Source organism: Luteimonas suaedae (assembly GCF_008312895.1).
Classification (GTDB): domain Bacteria; phylum Pseudomonadota; class Gammaproteobacteria; order Xanthomonadales; family Xanthomonadaceae; genus Luteimonas; species Luteimonas suaedae.
Genome location: NZ_VSSP01000001.1, coordinates 629,365 through 642,834, shown reverse-complemented (window position 1 = coordinate 642,834; position 13,470 = coordinate 629,365). Strand labels below are relative to the sequence as shown.

Here is a 13,470-nt window from a genome sequence, read left to right as displayed (position 1 = left end):
CGGCGGCATGCCGCCACCACTCCCACAGACTCCGCTCCCATGTCCGATCACAGCCAGCCACCTCCCATCGACGACAACGCCCTGATCGCCGAGCGCCGCGGCAAACTCAAGGCCTTGCGCGGGCAGGGCGTGGCGTTCCCGAACGACTTCCGTCGCGCCGACCACGCCGGTGACCTGCAGGCCGAGTTCGCCGACGCGGAGCAGTGGACCGGCGAGGCGCTGGAGGCGACCGGGCGCCGCGTGGCGCTGGCCGGCCGCCTGCTGGCCAAGCGGGTGATGGGCAAGGCCGCCTTCGCCCAGATCCAGGACGTCAGCGGACGCATGCAGCTGTTCCTGCAGGCGGCGACGCTGGGCGATCGCTACGACGCGTTCAAGGGCTGGGACATCGGCGACATCGTCGCGGCCGAAGGTACGCTGATGCGCACCCGGACCGGGGAGCTGTCGATCAAGGTCGACGCATTGCGGCTGCTGACCAAGTCGTTGCGGCCGCTGCCGGACAAGTGGCACGGGCTGGCGGACGTCGAGCAGCGTTACCGGCAGCGCTATGTCGACCTCATCGTCACCCCGGAGGCGCGCGAGGTGTTCGTCAAGCGCTCGCGCATCATCGCCGCGATCCGGCGCTGGCTGGACGCGCGCCGTTTCCTCGAGGTGGAGACACCGATGATGCATTACATCGTCGGCGGCGCCGTCGCGCGCCCGTTCGTCACCCATCACAACGCCCTCGACCTGGAGCTGTACCTGCGGGTGGCGCCGGAGCTGTACCTCAAGCGCCTGGTGGTCGGCGGCTTCGAGCGCGTCTACGAGATCAACCGCAACTTCCGCAACGAGGGCGTGTCGACCCGGCACAACCCCGAGTTCACCATGCTCGAGCTCTACGAGGCCTATGTCGGTTACGGCGAGGTCATGGACCTGACCGAGGCCATGATCCGCGACGTCGCCCAGCAGACCCTCGGCACCACCGCGCTGCAGTGGGAAGGTCATGCCATCGACCTGGCGCCGGCGTTCCGGCGCTGGAAGCTGGAAGAGGCGGTGCGCGAGCTCAATCCCGGCATTTCCACGGCGGACTGCCGCGATCGCGATGCCCTGGCGCGGCATTGCAAGCAGTTGCGGATCCCGCTCATGCCGTCCTGGGGCTGGGGCAAGCTGCTGCTGGAGATCTTCGAGAAGACGGTCGAGGCGGGGCTAGTCCAGCCGACCTTCATCACCCACTATCCGGTCGAGGTCTCGCCGCTGGCGCGCGAATCGGACAGCGAAGCCGGCATCACCGACCGTTTCGAACTGTTCGTCGGCGGCAAGGAACTGGCCAACGGCTTCTCGGAGTTGAACGATCCCGAGGACCAGGCAGCGCGTTTTCGCGCCCAGGTGGCCGCCAAGGCCGGCGGCGACGACGAGGCCATGCACTACGATGCCGACTACATCCGCGCACTGGAAGTGGGCATGCCGCCGACCGGCGGCCTCGGCGTGGGGATCGACCGGTTGGTGATGCTGTTCACCGACTCGGCGTCGATCCGCGATGTATTGTTGTTCCCGTACATGCGCCCCGAGCCGGGCGAGCAGGGCAAAGTGTGACCCTGCCGGTCAGCTGCTGTCCCAACGGCGCGGTAATGTCTATTCCCAAAGTGGGGAACGCCCTGATTTCACGCGGACTTGCGAGGCATGGGACTTGCTTGCCACCCGTGAGACCGGCAACTATCCGGAACCGTCCGGGGGGATCGGTTCCAGCCAACGAGACTGCGATGTGAATATCGTCATCGTCGACGACCAGACGTCCGCGCGTACCATGCTGCGGCACATCCTCGAGGACATCAGTCCGGAGCTCGCGGTTCTCGACTTCGGCGACCCGCAGGTGGCGCTGCAGTGGTGCCACGACAACCGGCCCGACCTGCTGCTGCTCGACTACCGGATGCCGGGCATCGACGGACTCGAGTTCGCGCGCCGCTTCCGGCGTCCGCTGCTGCATCGCGACGTGCCGATCGTGCTGGTCACGGTGGTGGGCGACGAGCCGGTCCGGCAGGCGGCGCTCGACGCCGGCGTGATCGACTTCCTGGTCAAGCCGATCCGCCCGCGCGAACTGCGCGCGCGTTGCCGCAACCTGCTGCAGCTGCGCCAGCACTCCGAGTCGGTGAAGCAGCGCGCCTTGTCGCTGGAGCAGCGCTTGCTGTCGAGCATGCACGAGGTCGAGGAACGCGAGCGCGAGACCCTGACCCGCCTGGCGCGCGCCATCGCCTACCGCGACGCCGGCACCAGCGCCAACCTCGAACGCGTGGCCCATATCGCCGGTCTGGTCGCCGACGAGATGGGACTGTTCGAGGACGAGGTGCGGATGATCGAACTGGCAGCGCCGCTGCACGACATCGGCAAGATCGCCATCCCCGATGCGCTGCTGATGAAACCCGGGCCGCTCAACGAGGAAGAGACCGCGCTGATGCGCAAGCATCCGCAGATCGGCTACGACCTGCTCAGCGGCAGCCAGAACCGCTTCATCCAGCTCAGCGCCACCATCGCCCTGCGCCACCAGGAACGCTACGACGGCAGCGGCTATCCCGACGGGCTGGTCGGCGAGGCGATCCCGGTCGAGGCCCGGATCGTCGCGGTCGCCGACGTGTTCGATGCCCTGATCTCGATACGCCCATACAAGCGCGCCTGGACGATCGACGAGGCACTGGCCTTCATCTCCGACAACAGCGGCAAGCTGTTCGATCCGCGCTGCGTCGATGCGCTGATGAGAAACAAGGACAAGCTGGAGGAGATTGCCCGCCGTTTCGAGGGAACTTCCGCCCGTCAAGACGTGCAGTGAGCGTCTCGCACGCACGCCGCTCATCGGGATGTTGTCCGACGACGGTCTGATGGGCGCGGACGAAGTGCCCGCGGTGCCGCGCCGGATCAGGACTGGGAAGAGTCCCTCAGTTCCCGGCGCAGGATCTTGCCCACGTTGGTCTTCGGCAGCTCTTTGCGGAACTCCACGACGCGCGGCTGCTTGTAGCCGGTGAGGTTCTCACGGGCGTGCGCCTGGACCTGTTCGGCGGTGAGGCTCTGATCCTTCTTGACGATCACGACCTTGACCACCTCGCCGGATTTCTCGTCGGGGACTCCCACCGCGGCCACTTCCAGCACGCCCGGCAGCATCGCGATCACGTCCTCGACCTCGTTCGGGTACACGTTGAAGCCCGAAACCAGGATCATGTCCTTCTTGCGGTCGACGATGTAGAAGAAGCCGTCCGCGTCCATCTTCGCCATGTCGCCGGTGTGCAGCCAGCCGTCGGCGTCGATGGCCTTCCCGGTTTCCTCCGGGCGTTGCCAGTAGCCCTTCATCACCTGCGGACCCTTGATGCAAAGCTCGCCGACCTCGCCGGTCGGCAGCATGTTGCCTTCGTCGTCCTTGATGCAGGCGTCGGTCGAGGGCACCGGCAGGCCGATGGCGCCGTTGTAGTCGGTCAGGTTCATCGGGTTGATGCAGGCGGCCGGCGAGGTCTCGGTCAGGCCGTAGGCCTCGATCAGCGGGACGCCGGTGGTCTGCTTCCAGCGCTCGGCCACCGCGCGCTGCACCGCCATGCCGCCGCCCAGCGTGAGCTTGAGCGGGGAAAAGTCGATCTGGTCGAAGCCGGGCGTGTTGAGCAGGCCGTTGAACAGGGTGTTGACGCCGGTGATCGCGGTGAACCTCACCCCCTTCAACTCCTTCACGAAGCCGGGCATGTCGCGCGGATTAGTGATCAGGTAGTTGTGCCCGCCGAGCTTCATGAACACCAGGCCGTTCGCCGTCAGCGCGAAGATGTGATACAGCGGCAGCGCGGTGATGATGATCTCGTTGCCGAGCTCGAGATCGTTGCCGATCCAGGCCGCGGCCTGCTGCATGTTGGCCACCAGGTTGCGATGGGTCAGCATCGCGCCCTTGGCGACGCCGGTGGTGCCGCCGGTGTACTGCAGGAAGGCGATGTCGTCCGGCGTGATCGAGACGTCCGGCAGGGCATGCATCCGCCCGAGCGTCAGGGCATCGCGGAAACGGATCGCGCCCGGAATGTCGTAGTCGGGCACCATCTTCTTGACGTACTTCAGCACGAAGTTGACGATCGCGCCCTTCGGGAAGCCGAGCATGTCGCCCAGGCCGGTGGTGATCACCTGGCGGACCGGCGCGTCGGCCAGCGCCTTCTGCACCGTGTCGCCGAAGTTGTCGAGCACCAGGATGACGCTGACGCCGGAGTCGGCCAGCTGGTGCTTGAGCTCGCGCACCGTGTACATCGGGTTGACGTTGACCACGGTCAGGCCGGCGCGCAGGATGCCGAACGTCGCGATCGGATACTGCAGGCAGTTGGGCATCATGATCGCCACCCGGTCGCCCTTCTTGAGCTTGAGTTCGCCCAGCAGGTAGCCGGCGAACTGGCGGCTGAGGGTGTCGATCTCGTGGTACGTCAGGGTCTTGCCCAGGTTGGAGAAGGCGGGGCGATCGCCGTAATTGTCGATCGCGCCCTGCAGCACGGCCGGGATCGACGGAAACTCGTCGACATCGATCTCCGACGGAACACCGGCTGGATACTGCTGCAACCACGGGCGTTCGATGGTCATGCGGATCCCCTCCCTGATTGTCGACCGGCGCTTGCGATGCGCCGTGTGCGTTGTGTCCCGGATTGGAGCATAGGCTCTAGGGGCTGGCAAGGCGACTGCATCGCCACTCGCGGCGCGCTAAGCTCGTGCCGGAACACGGGGAGGCGGGGAGGCGGCGGGATGCAGGCGATGGCGGGCAAACGGAGTGCGATGGTCGCGTTGGCCGGTTGGCTGTGTGCGGCGGCCGTGCTCGGCCCGGCCGGCTGCGCAAGGCCGCTGCCGGAGCAGGCGCTTCGCGAAGCGGTGGACGACATGGAGGAGGCGATCGAGTCGCGCGACGCCGGCGCCCTGCAGCAATGGCTGGCCGACGACTTCATCGGCCCGGAAGGCATGGACCGCGCTGGCGCCCGCCGTCTGGCGACGCTCCATTTCATGCGCCACGACGTCGTCGGTGTGACGCTCGGGCCGCGCGAGGTGGCGTTGCATGGCGAGCGCGCGACCGTACGCTTCAGCGCGGCGCTGACTGCCGGTTCCGGGCGGCTGCTTCCGGACGCCGCGCGCGTCTACCAGGTCGAGAGCGGATGGCGCCTGGTGGACGGCGACTGGCGCATGACCAGTCTCCGCTGGACGTCCGTGGGCGCCGCCGAAGGCGGGTAGGTCGCGCTGCGGCGGGCTGGGCTTCCGCCCGTCAGAAGGCCGGTCAGGGGTTCTGCTTCGCCGCCAGCTGGCGCAGCACGTAATGCAGCAGGCCGCCATGGCGGAAGTATTCCACTTCCTTCGGCGTCAGCAGCAGCACGTCGACCTCGATGCGCTTCTCCTCGCCGCCCGCCTTGCGGGCGACGACGGTGGCGGTCCGGGCCTTGCCATCGTCGAGGCCGGTAACGTCGATGGTCTCGGAGCCGTCCAGCCCGTGCGACTGCGCGTTCTCGCCGTCGCGGAACTGCAGCGGCAGCACGCCCATGCCGACCAGGTTGGAGCGGTGGATGCGCTCGAAGCTCTCGGCGATCACCGCCTTGACGCCCAGCAGGTTGGTGCCCTTGGCGGCCCAGTCGCGCGAGGATCCGGTGCCGTATTCCTTGCCGGCGAACACCACCAGCGGCACGCCGTCGGCCTGGTACTTCATGGCGGCGTCGTAGATTGGCATCTTCTCCGGCGGCTCTTTGCCGAAGTACAGGGTGTTGCCGCCTTCCTCGCCGCCGAAGAACAGGTTCTTGATGCGGATGTTGGCGAAGGTGCCGCGGACCATCACGTCGTCGTTGCCGCGGCGCGAGCCGTAGCTGTTGAAGTCGGCCGGCTGCACGCCGCGCGAGACCAGGAACTTGCCCGCCGGCGAATCCTGCTTGATGTTGCCGGCCGGCGAGATGTGGTCGGTGGTGATCGAATCGCCGAACAGGCCGAGCACGCGCGCGCCGCGCACGTCTTCGATGCTGCCCACGTCCATGGTCATGCCGTCGAAGTAGGGCGGGTTCTTGATGTAGGTCGAGGCTTCGTCCCACTCGTACAGGTCGCCCTCGGGCGAGGCGATCGCGTTCCAGCGATTGTCGCCCTTGAACACGTCGGCATAGTTCTGCGCGAACAGCTCCGGGCCGACCGTGGCCGCGATGGTGTCGCCGATTTCCTTGTTGCTCGGCCAGATGTCGCGCAGGTACACCGGCTGGCCGTCGGCGTCGTGGCCGAGCGGCTCGTGGGTGAGGTCGATGTCGACCGTGCCGGCGATCGCATAGGCCACCACCAGCGGCGGCGAGGCGAGATAGTTCATCTTCACCTCGGCGTGGATGCGCCCCTCGAAGTTGCGGTTGCCGGACAGCACCGCGGCCACGGCGAGGTCGTTCTCGGCGATGCCCTTGGACACCGCTTCGGGCAGCGGACCGGAGTTGCCGATGCAGGTGGTGCAGCCGTAGCCGACCAGATAGAAGCCGAGCTTCTCCAGTTCGTCGAGCAGGCCGGCCTTCTTCAGGTAGTCGGTCACCACCAGCGAGCCCGGGCCGAGCGACGTCTTGACCCAGGGCGCGGCCTTGAGGCCTCTGGCGGCGGCGTTGCGCGCCAGCAGGCCGGCGCCGAGCATCACCGCCGGGTTGGAGGTGTTGGTGCAGGAGGTGATCGCCGCGATCACCACCGAGCCGTCGGCCAGCTCGTGCTCGCCGTCGTCGAGGATGATCCTGGAGACCGGCTTGGCGGCCAGTGCGCCGGCCTGCGGCTGGGCGCCGCCTTCCTCCTCGAAATCCGCTACTTGCGAAGCTTGCTTGCCGTTGCGCTTGGCCACCAGCGGACCCAGGTTCTCGTTGAAGTTCGCCTTGACGTCCTCCAGCAGCACCCGGTCCTGCGGGCGCTTGGGACCGGCCAGCGACGGCTTCACCTGGCCCAGGTCCAGCTCGAGCGTGGCCGAGTAGCTCGCTTCCGGTTGGCCCGGCTCGTGCCACAGCCCCTGCGCCCTGGCGTAGGCCTCAACCAGCGCGATCTGTTCCTCGCTGCGGCCGGACAGGCGCAGGTAGCTCAGCGCCTCGGCATCGACCGGGAATATGCCGCAGGTGGCGCCGTACTCGGGCGCCATGTTGCCGATGGTGGCGCGATCGGCCAGCGGCAGTTGCGCCAGGCCTTCGCCGTAGAACTCGACGAACTTGCCGACCACGCCGTGCTTGCGCAGCATCTGGGTGACGGTGAGCACCAGGTCGGTGGCGGTGGCACCCTCCGGCATCTTGCCGCTCAGCCTGAAACCGACTACCTGCGGGATCAGCATCGACGACGGCTGGCCGAGCATCGCGGCCTCGGCCTCGATGCCGCCCACGCCCCAGCCGAGCACGCCGATGCCGTTGATCATCGTGGTATGACTGTCGGTCCCGAACACGGTGTCCGGGAATGCCCACAGCTCGCTGCCGCCGTTGCCGTCGGACAACTCGCGTGCCATCACCACGCGTGCCAGGTTCTCCAGGTTGACCTGGTGCACGATGCCGGTGTTGGGCGGCACCACCTTGAAGTTCTCGAACGACTTCTGGCCCCAGCGCAGGAAGCCGTAGCGTTCCTTGTTGCGCTCGAACTCGATCTTGCCGTTGAGGTCGAGCGCGTCGGCACGGCCGAACACGTCCACCTGGATCGAGTGGTCGATGACCAGCTCCGACGGGATCTGCGGGTTGATCTGTTCCGGCCGGCCGCCGAGCCGGGTGACCGCGTCGCGCATCGCCGCCAGGTCGACCACGCAGGGCACGCCGGTGAAGTCCTGCAGCACCACGCGCGCCGGCATGAAGGCGATCTCGGTCTCGGGCTGGCGCGTCGCCTCCCATTTGGCCACCGCCTCGATGTGGTCCGCATTCACCGTCACGCCGTCTTCGTGGCGCAGCAGGTTCTCCAGCAGGATCTTCATCGAATAGGGCAGGTGCGCGATGTCGAACCGCTCGCCGAGCTTGGGCAGGCTCGAGTACGTGTAGGACTTGCCGTTGACCTGCAGCTGGCTGCGGGTGGCGAAGGAATCGCTCATGGGCGAAGGCTCCTGTGGCTGGGGGCAGGGCGCCCGGGCATTGTCGCCGGGGGGTCGTGACGGGAAAGTATGCCCGATTGAGTATGAAAAATGAAGTATGTAGACTTCCCGCATATTCCGGTTATGCCGCGGAGAGCCCCGATGGAAGCGACCGTTGCCGAACGTGGACAGATCACGCTGCCGAAGGCCGTGCGCGATGCGCTGGGCTTGAGCAAGGGCACGATCCTCAAGGTCGAGCTGGAAAATGGCCGGATCATCCTGCGCAAGAGTGTCGACGATGCCATCTCGCGCGCGCGCGGGCGGTTCCGGCTCGACGGGTTCGCCGATACCGACGACGCCCTGAAGACGATCCGCGGGCGCGCTCCCGGCGACCCGCTCGACCCCTGATCCGACACCGACCGTGGCAAGCCGATGATCGCCATCGACACACCTGTGCTGGTCGACCTGCTGGCCGACGGCCCCCATGCCGGCGCCGCGGAGCTGTGCCTGCGACAGTGCCTGGGCAGCGGGCCGGTCGTGGTCTGCGACGTGGTGCTGGCCGAGGTCTGCAGTGCGCTCAAGGACGGCGCCGAGGCCCTGTCGGTGCTCGAGGAGATGAGCATCCGCTTCCATCCGCTGGAGGCGAAGTCGGCGCTGCGCGCCGGTGAGATGCAGCGCCGGCATCGCCAGCGTGGCGGCAGCCGCGCCCGCGCGGTACCGGACTTCCTGATTGGCGCGCACGCACTGCTGCAGTGCAACGGGCTGATCACCCGTGATGCACGTTTCTTCCGCGACTACTTCAAGGGCCTGAAACTGATCGTGCCGTCGGTCTGAGCGGGCGACCCGGCTCAGGCGGCGTCGGGTTGCGGCGCGGCCAGTTCGAGCAGTCGCGCGGCGATCCCGTGCAGCGGCAGGACCTGCTGTGCGGCACCGAGCCGGCATGCGCTGCCCGGCATGCCCCAGACCACGCTGCTGTTCTCGTCCTGGACCAGGGTGGCGGCGCCGACCCGGTGCATTTCCAGCAGTCCGCGGGCGCCGTCGTCGCCCATCCCGGTCAGCAATACGCCGATGGCGTTGCGGCCGGCGCTGCGTGCGACCGAGTGGAACAGCACGTCCACCGAGGGTCGATGGCGGTTGACTGGCGGTCCGGCATCGCTCCGGCAACGCCAATGGGCGCCGTCTCGGACGACGGCGAGGTGGCGATCCCCGGGCGGCAAATAGACGTGGCCGGGCAGGATCGCTTCGCCGTCCTCGGCCTGGCGCACCGACATCGCCGAAAGCCGGTCGAGGCGTTCGGCGAAGGGCTTGCTGAAGCCGGCCGGGATGTGTTGCGTGAACACGATCGCGGGGGCATCGGCAGGCATCCGCTCGAGCACGACGCGGATCGCCTCTGTACCGCCGGCCGAGGCGCCGATCGCGATCAAGCGGTTGCTGGTACGGAAGCGCAGCGCCGGAACGTCCTCGCGTTCAGCCGCTCCAGGTGGGAGTGGACCCCGCCCAGAGCTTGGGTGGCGATGTCCTCGAACTGCAACGCGCGCACGGCGTCCGCGACGCTGACGTCGATGTCGCGGCCGCACTCGGAGATCTCGCGCATGCTCTCGCTCAGCGAGCGGTTGATCGCGGCGACCTGGTCGAGCATGGTCGCCGCTTCCAGGCGCGCGTCGCGCGAGCGGCCCATGTCGCGCGAGGCCACGTGCGAAACGGTCTCGCGCACCTTGGCGATCGCGTCCTTGGAACTGTGCGCCAGTTTGCGGATCTGCTCGTTGAAGGCGGTCGAGCGTTCGGAGAGGTTGCGCACCTCGTCGGCAACCACGGCGAAGCCGCGGCCCGCCTCGCCGGCGCGCGCCGCCTCGATCGCGGCGTTCAGCGCCAACAGGTTGGTCTGGTCGGCGATCGACTTGACGTCTTCCAGCAGGGAGAAGATCCCGTCCAGGTGTGCGGCCATTTCGTCGATGTGGGCGACGGTGGCGCCGCTCTGGCCGCTGACCTGCTCGAGTGCCTCGACCAGCTGTTCCATGCGCTGGCTCGCATGCTGCGCGAAACGCGCCACGTCGGCGCCGCCCCCGTCCTGGTCCCCGGTGTGGTCGATATGCGTGCCATCGCCACGCTCTGCTGGCGCGATTTGCGGTTCATCGCCTCGAAACTGCTGCCGAGGCCGCCGACGGCCTGGCGAATCAGCCCGCGTGCACGTTCGACCTCCTGGCGCGAGCCGTCGATTTCGGCGCCGACGAACTGGCGCAATTCGGTCAACAGCTGGTCCTGTTCGCGCATCGCCTTCGCGTGCTCGGGCGAGTGGCGGCCCTCGCGGGCGATGATCCACCAGGCAAAGGCCAGCCAACTGGCCGTCATCGTGATCAGAACCGCCCAGGTCATCGGAGCGAGACCGTAGAACCCGACGGCGGCCGGCACCAGCGTCGTCAGCACTACAGGGGCGGCCAGGCGGATCAGGATGCGAGGGTACATGGGGGCTCTCTGCAGATTCTTGATCGCGGTATCGGCGCCGCCCCCACCATCTTTAGGTTTCCGGCCCGCTGCATTCACGTGCGACGGTCCGCGAGTACCGGGCGCCCGAGCGCGCGCCGACCTGTTCCCGCTGTGGGCGCTCAGGCCAGTCGACGCTCGAGTGCTTCGAGCATGGCGCGACGCGAGAGCAGGAGGTGCCACTGACTGCCGCCGAGCTGGCGCCACAGCACGGCCGAGCGCACGGCGGCCAGCAGCAGGGCGCGGATCTCGGCGACCACCGGCGCCTGTCCGAGGTAGTGGGGCGTTCCCTGGACCATGACCCGCGGGCGCAACCGGCTGATCGTGTCGGCATACAGCGTGCCGAGGGAGGCCAGCACGTCGGGGTGGATGCTGCCGCTGGCCTGCGCCTGCGGCGCGATGGCCGCGATCCCGCGGCCGACCGCTTCGACCGTGTCCGGTTCGCGAACGAAACGACGCTCCAGGCGCATCACCGCCAGTGCCAGCCGCGGTAGCGCATCATCGCTCGTGCCCTGGTTGCCGAGATAGTCGCGCAGCACGCGCATGCCCGGCCGCAGCCGCTCGGCTCCGCCGTAGACGCCCTCAACGGAATCGGAATCGATCCGGAAAATGCCGTCGAGCACCGCCTGGCTGGCGTCGCCGTTGGACTGGCCGGTCTCGGCGGTGGACCGCACTTGCTGCAGGGCCTGTGCCATCGCCGCCAGCGGCAGTACCCGATCATCGAATTGGTTGCTCATGCGCGCAGTTTACCCGCTGCGGCCTCTGCGGCCGGCGCGTCGGTGGCGGCGATGACCGCGCCTCCCACGCAGATATCGCCGCGATAGAGGACCAGCGACTGCCCGGGGGTGACCGCGCGCTGGGGCTGCGCGAACACGACCTCGAGGCTGCCGTCCGCGGCAACGGCGACCTCGCAGGCCTGGTCCTGCTGGCGATAGCGTGTCTGCGCGGTGCAGGCGAAGCGTTGCGCCGGCGGGGCGCCGGCGATCCAGTGTGCGACTTCAGTGTGCGTCGTCGTCGACATCAGCCAGCGGCTGTCGCGCTGCTGGTCGACGATCAGGACATTGCTGGGGACGTCCTTGCCGACGACGTACCACGGCGCCGGTGCGAAGCCGCGCACGCCGCCCAACTGCAGCCCCTCGCGCTGCCCGAGGGTGAAATAGAACACGCCGGGGTGCTCGCCGACCACGCGCCCGTCCGGCGTGCGGATTTCGCCGGGGCGGGCCGGCAGGTAGCGCGCGAGGAAGCTGCGGAAATCGCGCTCGCCGATGAAGCAGATGCCGGTGGAGTCCTTCTTCGCCGCGGTCGGCAGCCCGGCGTCGCGCGCGATCGCGCGTACGTCGCGCTTGGGCAGCTCGCCGAGCGGGAAGGCGGTCGCCGCCAGCTGCGCCTGGCCGAGCTGGTGCAGGAAGTAGCTCTGGTCCTTGTCGCGGTCGCGCGCGCGCAGCAGGCGCCAGCCGTCGTCGCCGGCGTCGATGCGCGCGTAGTGGCCGGTGGCGATGCGTTCGGCGCCCAGCTCGCGGGCGGCGTCGAGGAAGTGCTTGAACTTCACCTCGCGGTTGCACAGCACGTCGGGGTTGGGGGTGCGGCCGGCGGCGTACTCGGCGAGGAAGTGCTCGAATACCCCCTGCCAGTACTCGGTCGAGAAATCGCGGAAGTGGATCGGGATGCCGAGGCGGCCGCAGACCGCGACGGCGTCGCGGCGGTCGTCTTCGGCGCGGCAGTCGCCGCTGCCGTCGTCGGCCCAGTTCTGCATGAACAGCCCGGCAACAGGTTCACCGGCGTCCCGTAGCAGCAGGGCGGCGACCGACGAGTCGACGCCGCCGGACATGCCCACGACCGTTCGTGCGCTCATGGGGGGGTGTGCCGGCATGTCACTGCTGGGGTTTCCGCCCGGCGCGAGGTCGCCTCCCGCACTTGCGGCGGAGGGGGTGAGGAAGGGCGGTCCGCGGCGCCGTCATGCCAGCTGCTGCAGCAGGTCGAGCGAATGGCGGCGGCCGGCGAGGAAGTCGGCGGCGACCTGCCAGACCAGCGGGCTGCGATGCCGTGCCTGCGCCTGCCGCAGTTCCTCCGGCGTCATCCACAGGGCGCGGACGATGCCGTCGTCGAGCGGCCGCGCCGGATCGTGGGCGACCGGCTCGGCGGCGAAGGCGAAGCGCAGGTAGTGGCGGCCGCCGCTGCCGTCCGGCGCGGCCGGCGCCCGCCACTGGTAGGCGCCGACGAAGGCGGTCAGGCGCACGTCCCAGCCGGTCTCCTCGCGGGTCTCGCGCAGCGCCGCCTGCAGCAGGCTTTCCTCCGGTTCCAGGTGGCCGGCCGGCTGGTTGAGCACCAGGGCGCCGCCGACCCGCTCCTCCACGCACAGCAGCCGGCCATCGCGGACCACCACCGTGGCGACGGTGACGTCGGGCTGCCAGAAACGGCCTTGTCGATAGCTCATGGATTGACTACAACCGGTCGACGGCGCCGCTGAGCAGCAGGAGCCGCAGCATGAGACGGGATCTGTCGATCATTGGCCGGTTCCCGGGAATACAGCGTTCCATTCTGCGGTCATGGACGCTTTCCGTCCACGAATCCTACGCGCGCGCTCCGTATAATCGCGCCATGGCCCGAAAGAACGAACCCGAACACGAACGCGACCACGGCGTCGCCGTGGAAACCGGCAAGCCCGAAACCGCCCGCCCGCCGCTGTACTCGGTGATCCTGCTCAACGACGACTACACACCGATGGATTTCGTGGTCGATGTCCTGGTGCGTTTCTTCGCGCTGGACCTGGAGCGGGCGACCCAGGTCATGCTCCACGTCCATACCCGCGGGCGTGGCGTATGCGGGGTGTTCAGCCGCGAGGTCGCCGAGTCCAAGGTCGCCCAGGTGAACGAATACTCAAGACTCAACCAGCATCCCTTGCTCTGTACGATGGAAAAGGCCTAAAACGGTGACAAGGGGCAGCCATGGAAACCAGGCGTTCCGGCCCCACCTAGGGCTGTAGACATTCCAGGAGGCAT

13 protein-coding genes and 1 pseudogene are annotated in these 13,470 nt (G+C 68.2%); 7 read left to right on the top strand and 7 right to left on the bottom strand.

All coding sequences use genetic code 11. The features are described 5' to 3' along the window. The first annotated feature begins 39 nt into the window (after positions 1-39). On the top strand, positions 40-1,569 hold the full coding sequence (gene lysS, locus FXO19_RS02790; protein ID WP_149193518.1) for a lysine--tRNA ligase: 1,530 nt from the start codon (positions 40-42) through the stop codon (positions 1,567-1,569). 169 nt (positions 1,570-1,738) lie between these two features. After that, positions 1,739-2,797 (top strand): response regulator, encoded by a 1,059-nt coding sequence (locus FXO19_RS02785; protein WP_149193517.1) that lies wholly within the window; start codon positions 1,739-1,741, stop codon positions 2,795-2,797. A gap of 86 nt (positions 2,798-2,883) precedes the next feature. On the opposite strand, the gene FXO19_RS02780 is transcribed toward FXO19_RS02785, so the two are convergent. Further along, the gene (locus FXO19_RS02780) at positions 2,884-4,560 is read right to left on the bottom strand and encodes a long-chain fatty acid--CoA ligase (protein WP_149193516.1); all 1,677 of its coding nucleotides are present in this window, start codon (positions 4,558-4,560) and stop codon (positions 2,884-2,886) included. Positions 4,561-4,728: 168 nt separating this feature from the next. Here FXO19_RS02780 and FXO19_RS02775 point away from each other — a divergent pair, with 168 nt between their 5' ends. Beyond that, positions 4,729-5,196 carry a nuclear transport factor 2 family protein gene (locus tag FXO19_RS02775; RefSeq protein WP_255516261.1) on the top strand — a complete coding sequence of 156 codons (468 nt, stop codon included), beginning with the start codon at positions 4,729-4,731 and terminating at the stop codon, positions 5,194-5,196. Positions 5,197-5,239: 43 nt separating this feature from the next. Here the strand turns inward: FXO19_RS02775 and acnA are convergent, their stop codons facing one another. After that, positions 5,240-8,011 (bottom strand): aconitate hydratase AcnA, encoded by a 2,772-nt coding sequence (gene acnA / locus FXO19_RS02770; RefSeq protein WP_149193515.1) that lies wholly within the window; start codon positions 8,009-8,011, stop codon positions 5,240-5,242. A gap of 141 nt (positions 8,012-8,152) precedes the next feature. Between acnA and FXO19_RS02765 the strand changes: the two genes are divergently transcribed. Both FXO19_RS02765 and FXO19_RS02760 read left to right on the top strand, forming a co-directional pair. Further along, complete coding sequence (locus tag FXO19_RS02765; RefSeq protein WP_149193514.1) at positions 8,153-8,398, top strand: AbrB/MazE/SpoVT family DNA-binding domain-containing protein; 246 nt, start codon at positions 8,153-8,155, stop codon at positions 8,396-8,398. Positions 8,399-8,422: 24 nt separating this feature from the next. Next, entirely contained in the window at positions 8,423-8,824 is a 402-nt protein-coding gene (locus FXO19_RS02760; protein WP_149193513.1) for a type II toxin-antitoxin system VapC family toxin, read from the top strand. Positions 8,825-8,838: 14 nt separating this feature from the next. On the opposite strand, the pseudogene FXO19_RS02755 reads toward FXO19_RS02760, so the two are convergent. Both FXO19_RS02755 and FXO19_RS19795 read right to left on the bottom strand, forming a co-directional pair. After that, a pseudogene (locus FXO19_RS02755) lies at positions 8,839-9,441 on the bottom strand (CheB methylesterase domain-containing protein); the annotation flags it as partial. Next, positions 9,411-10,007 carry a methyl-accepting chemotaxis protein gene (locus FXO19_RS19795; RefSeq protein ID WP_187775597.1) on the bottom strand — a complete coding sequence of 199 codons (597 nt, stop codon included), beginning with the start codon at positions 10,005-10,007 and terminating at the stop codon, positions 9,411-9,413. The pseudogene FXO19_RS02755 and the gene FXO19_RS19795, both read right to left, overlap by 31 nt. A gap of 12 nt (positions 10,008-10,019) precedes the next feature. On the opposite strand from FXO19_RS19795, the gene FXO19_RS19790 reads away from it, so the two are divergent. Next, complete coding sequence (locus FXO19_RS19790) at positions 10,020-10,379, top strand: hypothetical protein (RefSeq protein ID WP_187775596.1); 360 nt, start codon at positions 10,020-10,022, stop codon at positions 10,377-10,379. Positions 10,380-10,593: 214 nt separating this feature from the next. Here FXO19_RS19790 and hflD read toward each other — a convergent pair whose 3' ends face one another. From hflD to FXO19_RS02735, 3 genes are all read right to left on the bottom strand, one after another. Further along, complete coding sequence (hflD, locus tag FXO19_RS02745) at positions 10,594-11,208, bottom strand: high frequency lysogenization protein HflD (RefSeq protein ID WP_149193512.1); 615 nt, start codon at positions 11,206-11,208, stop codon at positions 10,594-10,596. Then, positions 11,205-12,323, bottom strand: coding sequence for a tRNA 2-thiouridine(34) synthase MnmA (gene mnmA, locus FXO19_RS02740; protein ID WP_149193511.1), 1,119 nt, complete (start codon positions 12,321-12,323; stop codon positions 11,205-11,207). Before mnmA ends, hflD begins: the two co-directional genes overlap by 4 nt. A 102-nt stretch (positions 12,324-12,425) precedes the next feature. Next, positions 12,426-12,905, bottom strand: a complete 480-nt coding sequence (locus tag FXO19_RS02735) for an NUDIX hydrolase (RefSeq protein WP_149193510.1) — start codon at positions 12,903-12,905, stop codon at positions 12,426-12,428. A 164-nt stretch (positions 12,906-13,069) separates the two neighbouring features. On the opposite strand from FXO19_RS02735, the gene clpS reads away from it, so the two are divergent. After that, on the top strand, positions 13,070-13,396 hold the full coding sequence (gene clpS, locus FXO19_RS02730; RefSeq protein WP_149193509.1) for an ATP-dependent Clp protease adapter ClpS: 327 nt from the start codon (positions 13,070-13,072) through the stop codon (positions 13,394-13,396). Positions 13,397-13,470 lie beyond the last annotated feature (74 nt).

What these genes read in the sequence shown, in the direction of transcription:
- lysS (WP_149193518.1), top strand. Translation starts at nt 40, where the DNA reads ATGTCCGATCACAGCCAGCCACCTCCCATCGACGACAACGCCCTGATC.
- FXO19_RS02780 (WP_149193516.1), bottom strand. Translation starts at nt 4,560, where the DNA reads ATGACCATCGAACGCCCGTGGTTGCAGCAGTATCCAGCCGGTGTTCCG.
- FXO19_RS02775 (WP_255516261.1), top strand. Translation starts at nt 4,729, where the DNA reads ATGGCGGGCAAACGGAGTGCGATGGTCGCGTTGGCCGGTTGGCTGTGT.
- acnA (WP_149193515.1), bottom strand. Translation starts at nt 8,011, where the DNA reads ATGAGCGATTCCTTCGCCACCCGCAGCCAGCTGCAGGTCAACGGCAAG.
- FXO19_RS02765 (WP_149193514.1), top strand. Translation starts at nt 8,153, where the DNA reads ATGGAAGCGACCGTTGCCGAACGTGGACAGATCACGCTGCCGAAGGCC.
- FXO19_RS02760 (WP_149193513.1), top strand. Translation starts at nt 8,423, where the DNA reads ATGATCGCCATCGACACACCTGTGCTGGTCGACCTGCTGGCCGACGGC.
- FXO19_RS19795 (WP_187775597.1), bottom strand. Translation starts at nt 10,007, where the DNA reads ATGGAACAGCTGGTCGAGGCACTCGAGCAGGTCAGCGGCCAGAGCGGC.
- FXO19_RS19790 (WP_187775596.1), top strand. Translation starts at nt 10,020, where the DNA reads ATGCTGCGCGAAACGCGCCACGTCGGCGCCGCCCCCGTCCTGGTCCCC.
- hflD (WP_149193512.1), bottom strand. Translation starts at nt 11,208, where the DNA reads ATGAGCAACCAATTCGATGATCGGGTACTGCCGCTGGCGGCGATGGCA.
- mnmA (WP_149193511.1), bottom strand. Translation starts at nt 12,323, where the DNA reads ATGAGCGCACGAACGGTCGTGGGCATGTCCGGCGGCGTCGACTCGTCG.
- FXO19_RS02735 (WP_149193510.1), bottom strand. Translation starts at nt 12,905, where the DNA reads ATGAGCTATCGACAAGGCCGTTTCTGGCAGCCCGACGTCACCGTCGCC.
- clpS (WP_149193509.1), top strand. Translation starts at nt 13,070, where the DNA reads ATGGCCCGAAAGAACGAACCCGAACACGAACGCGACCACGGCGTCGCC.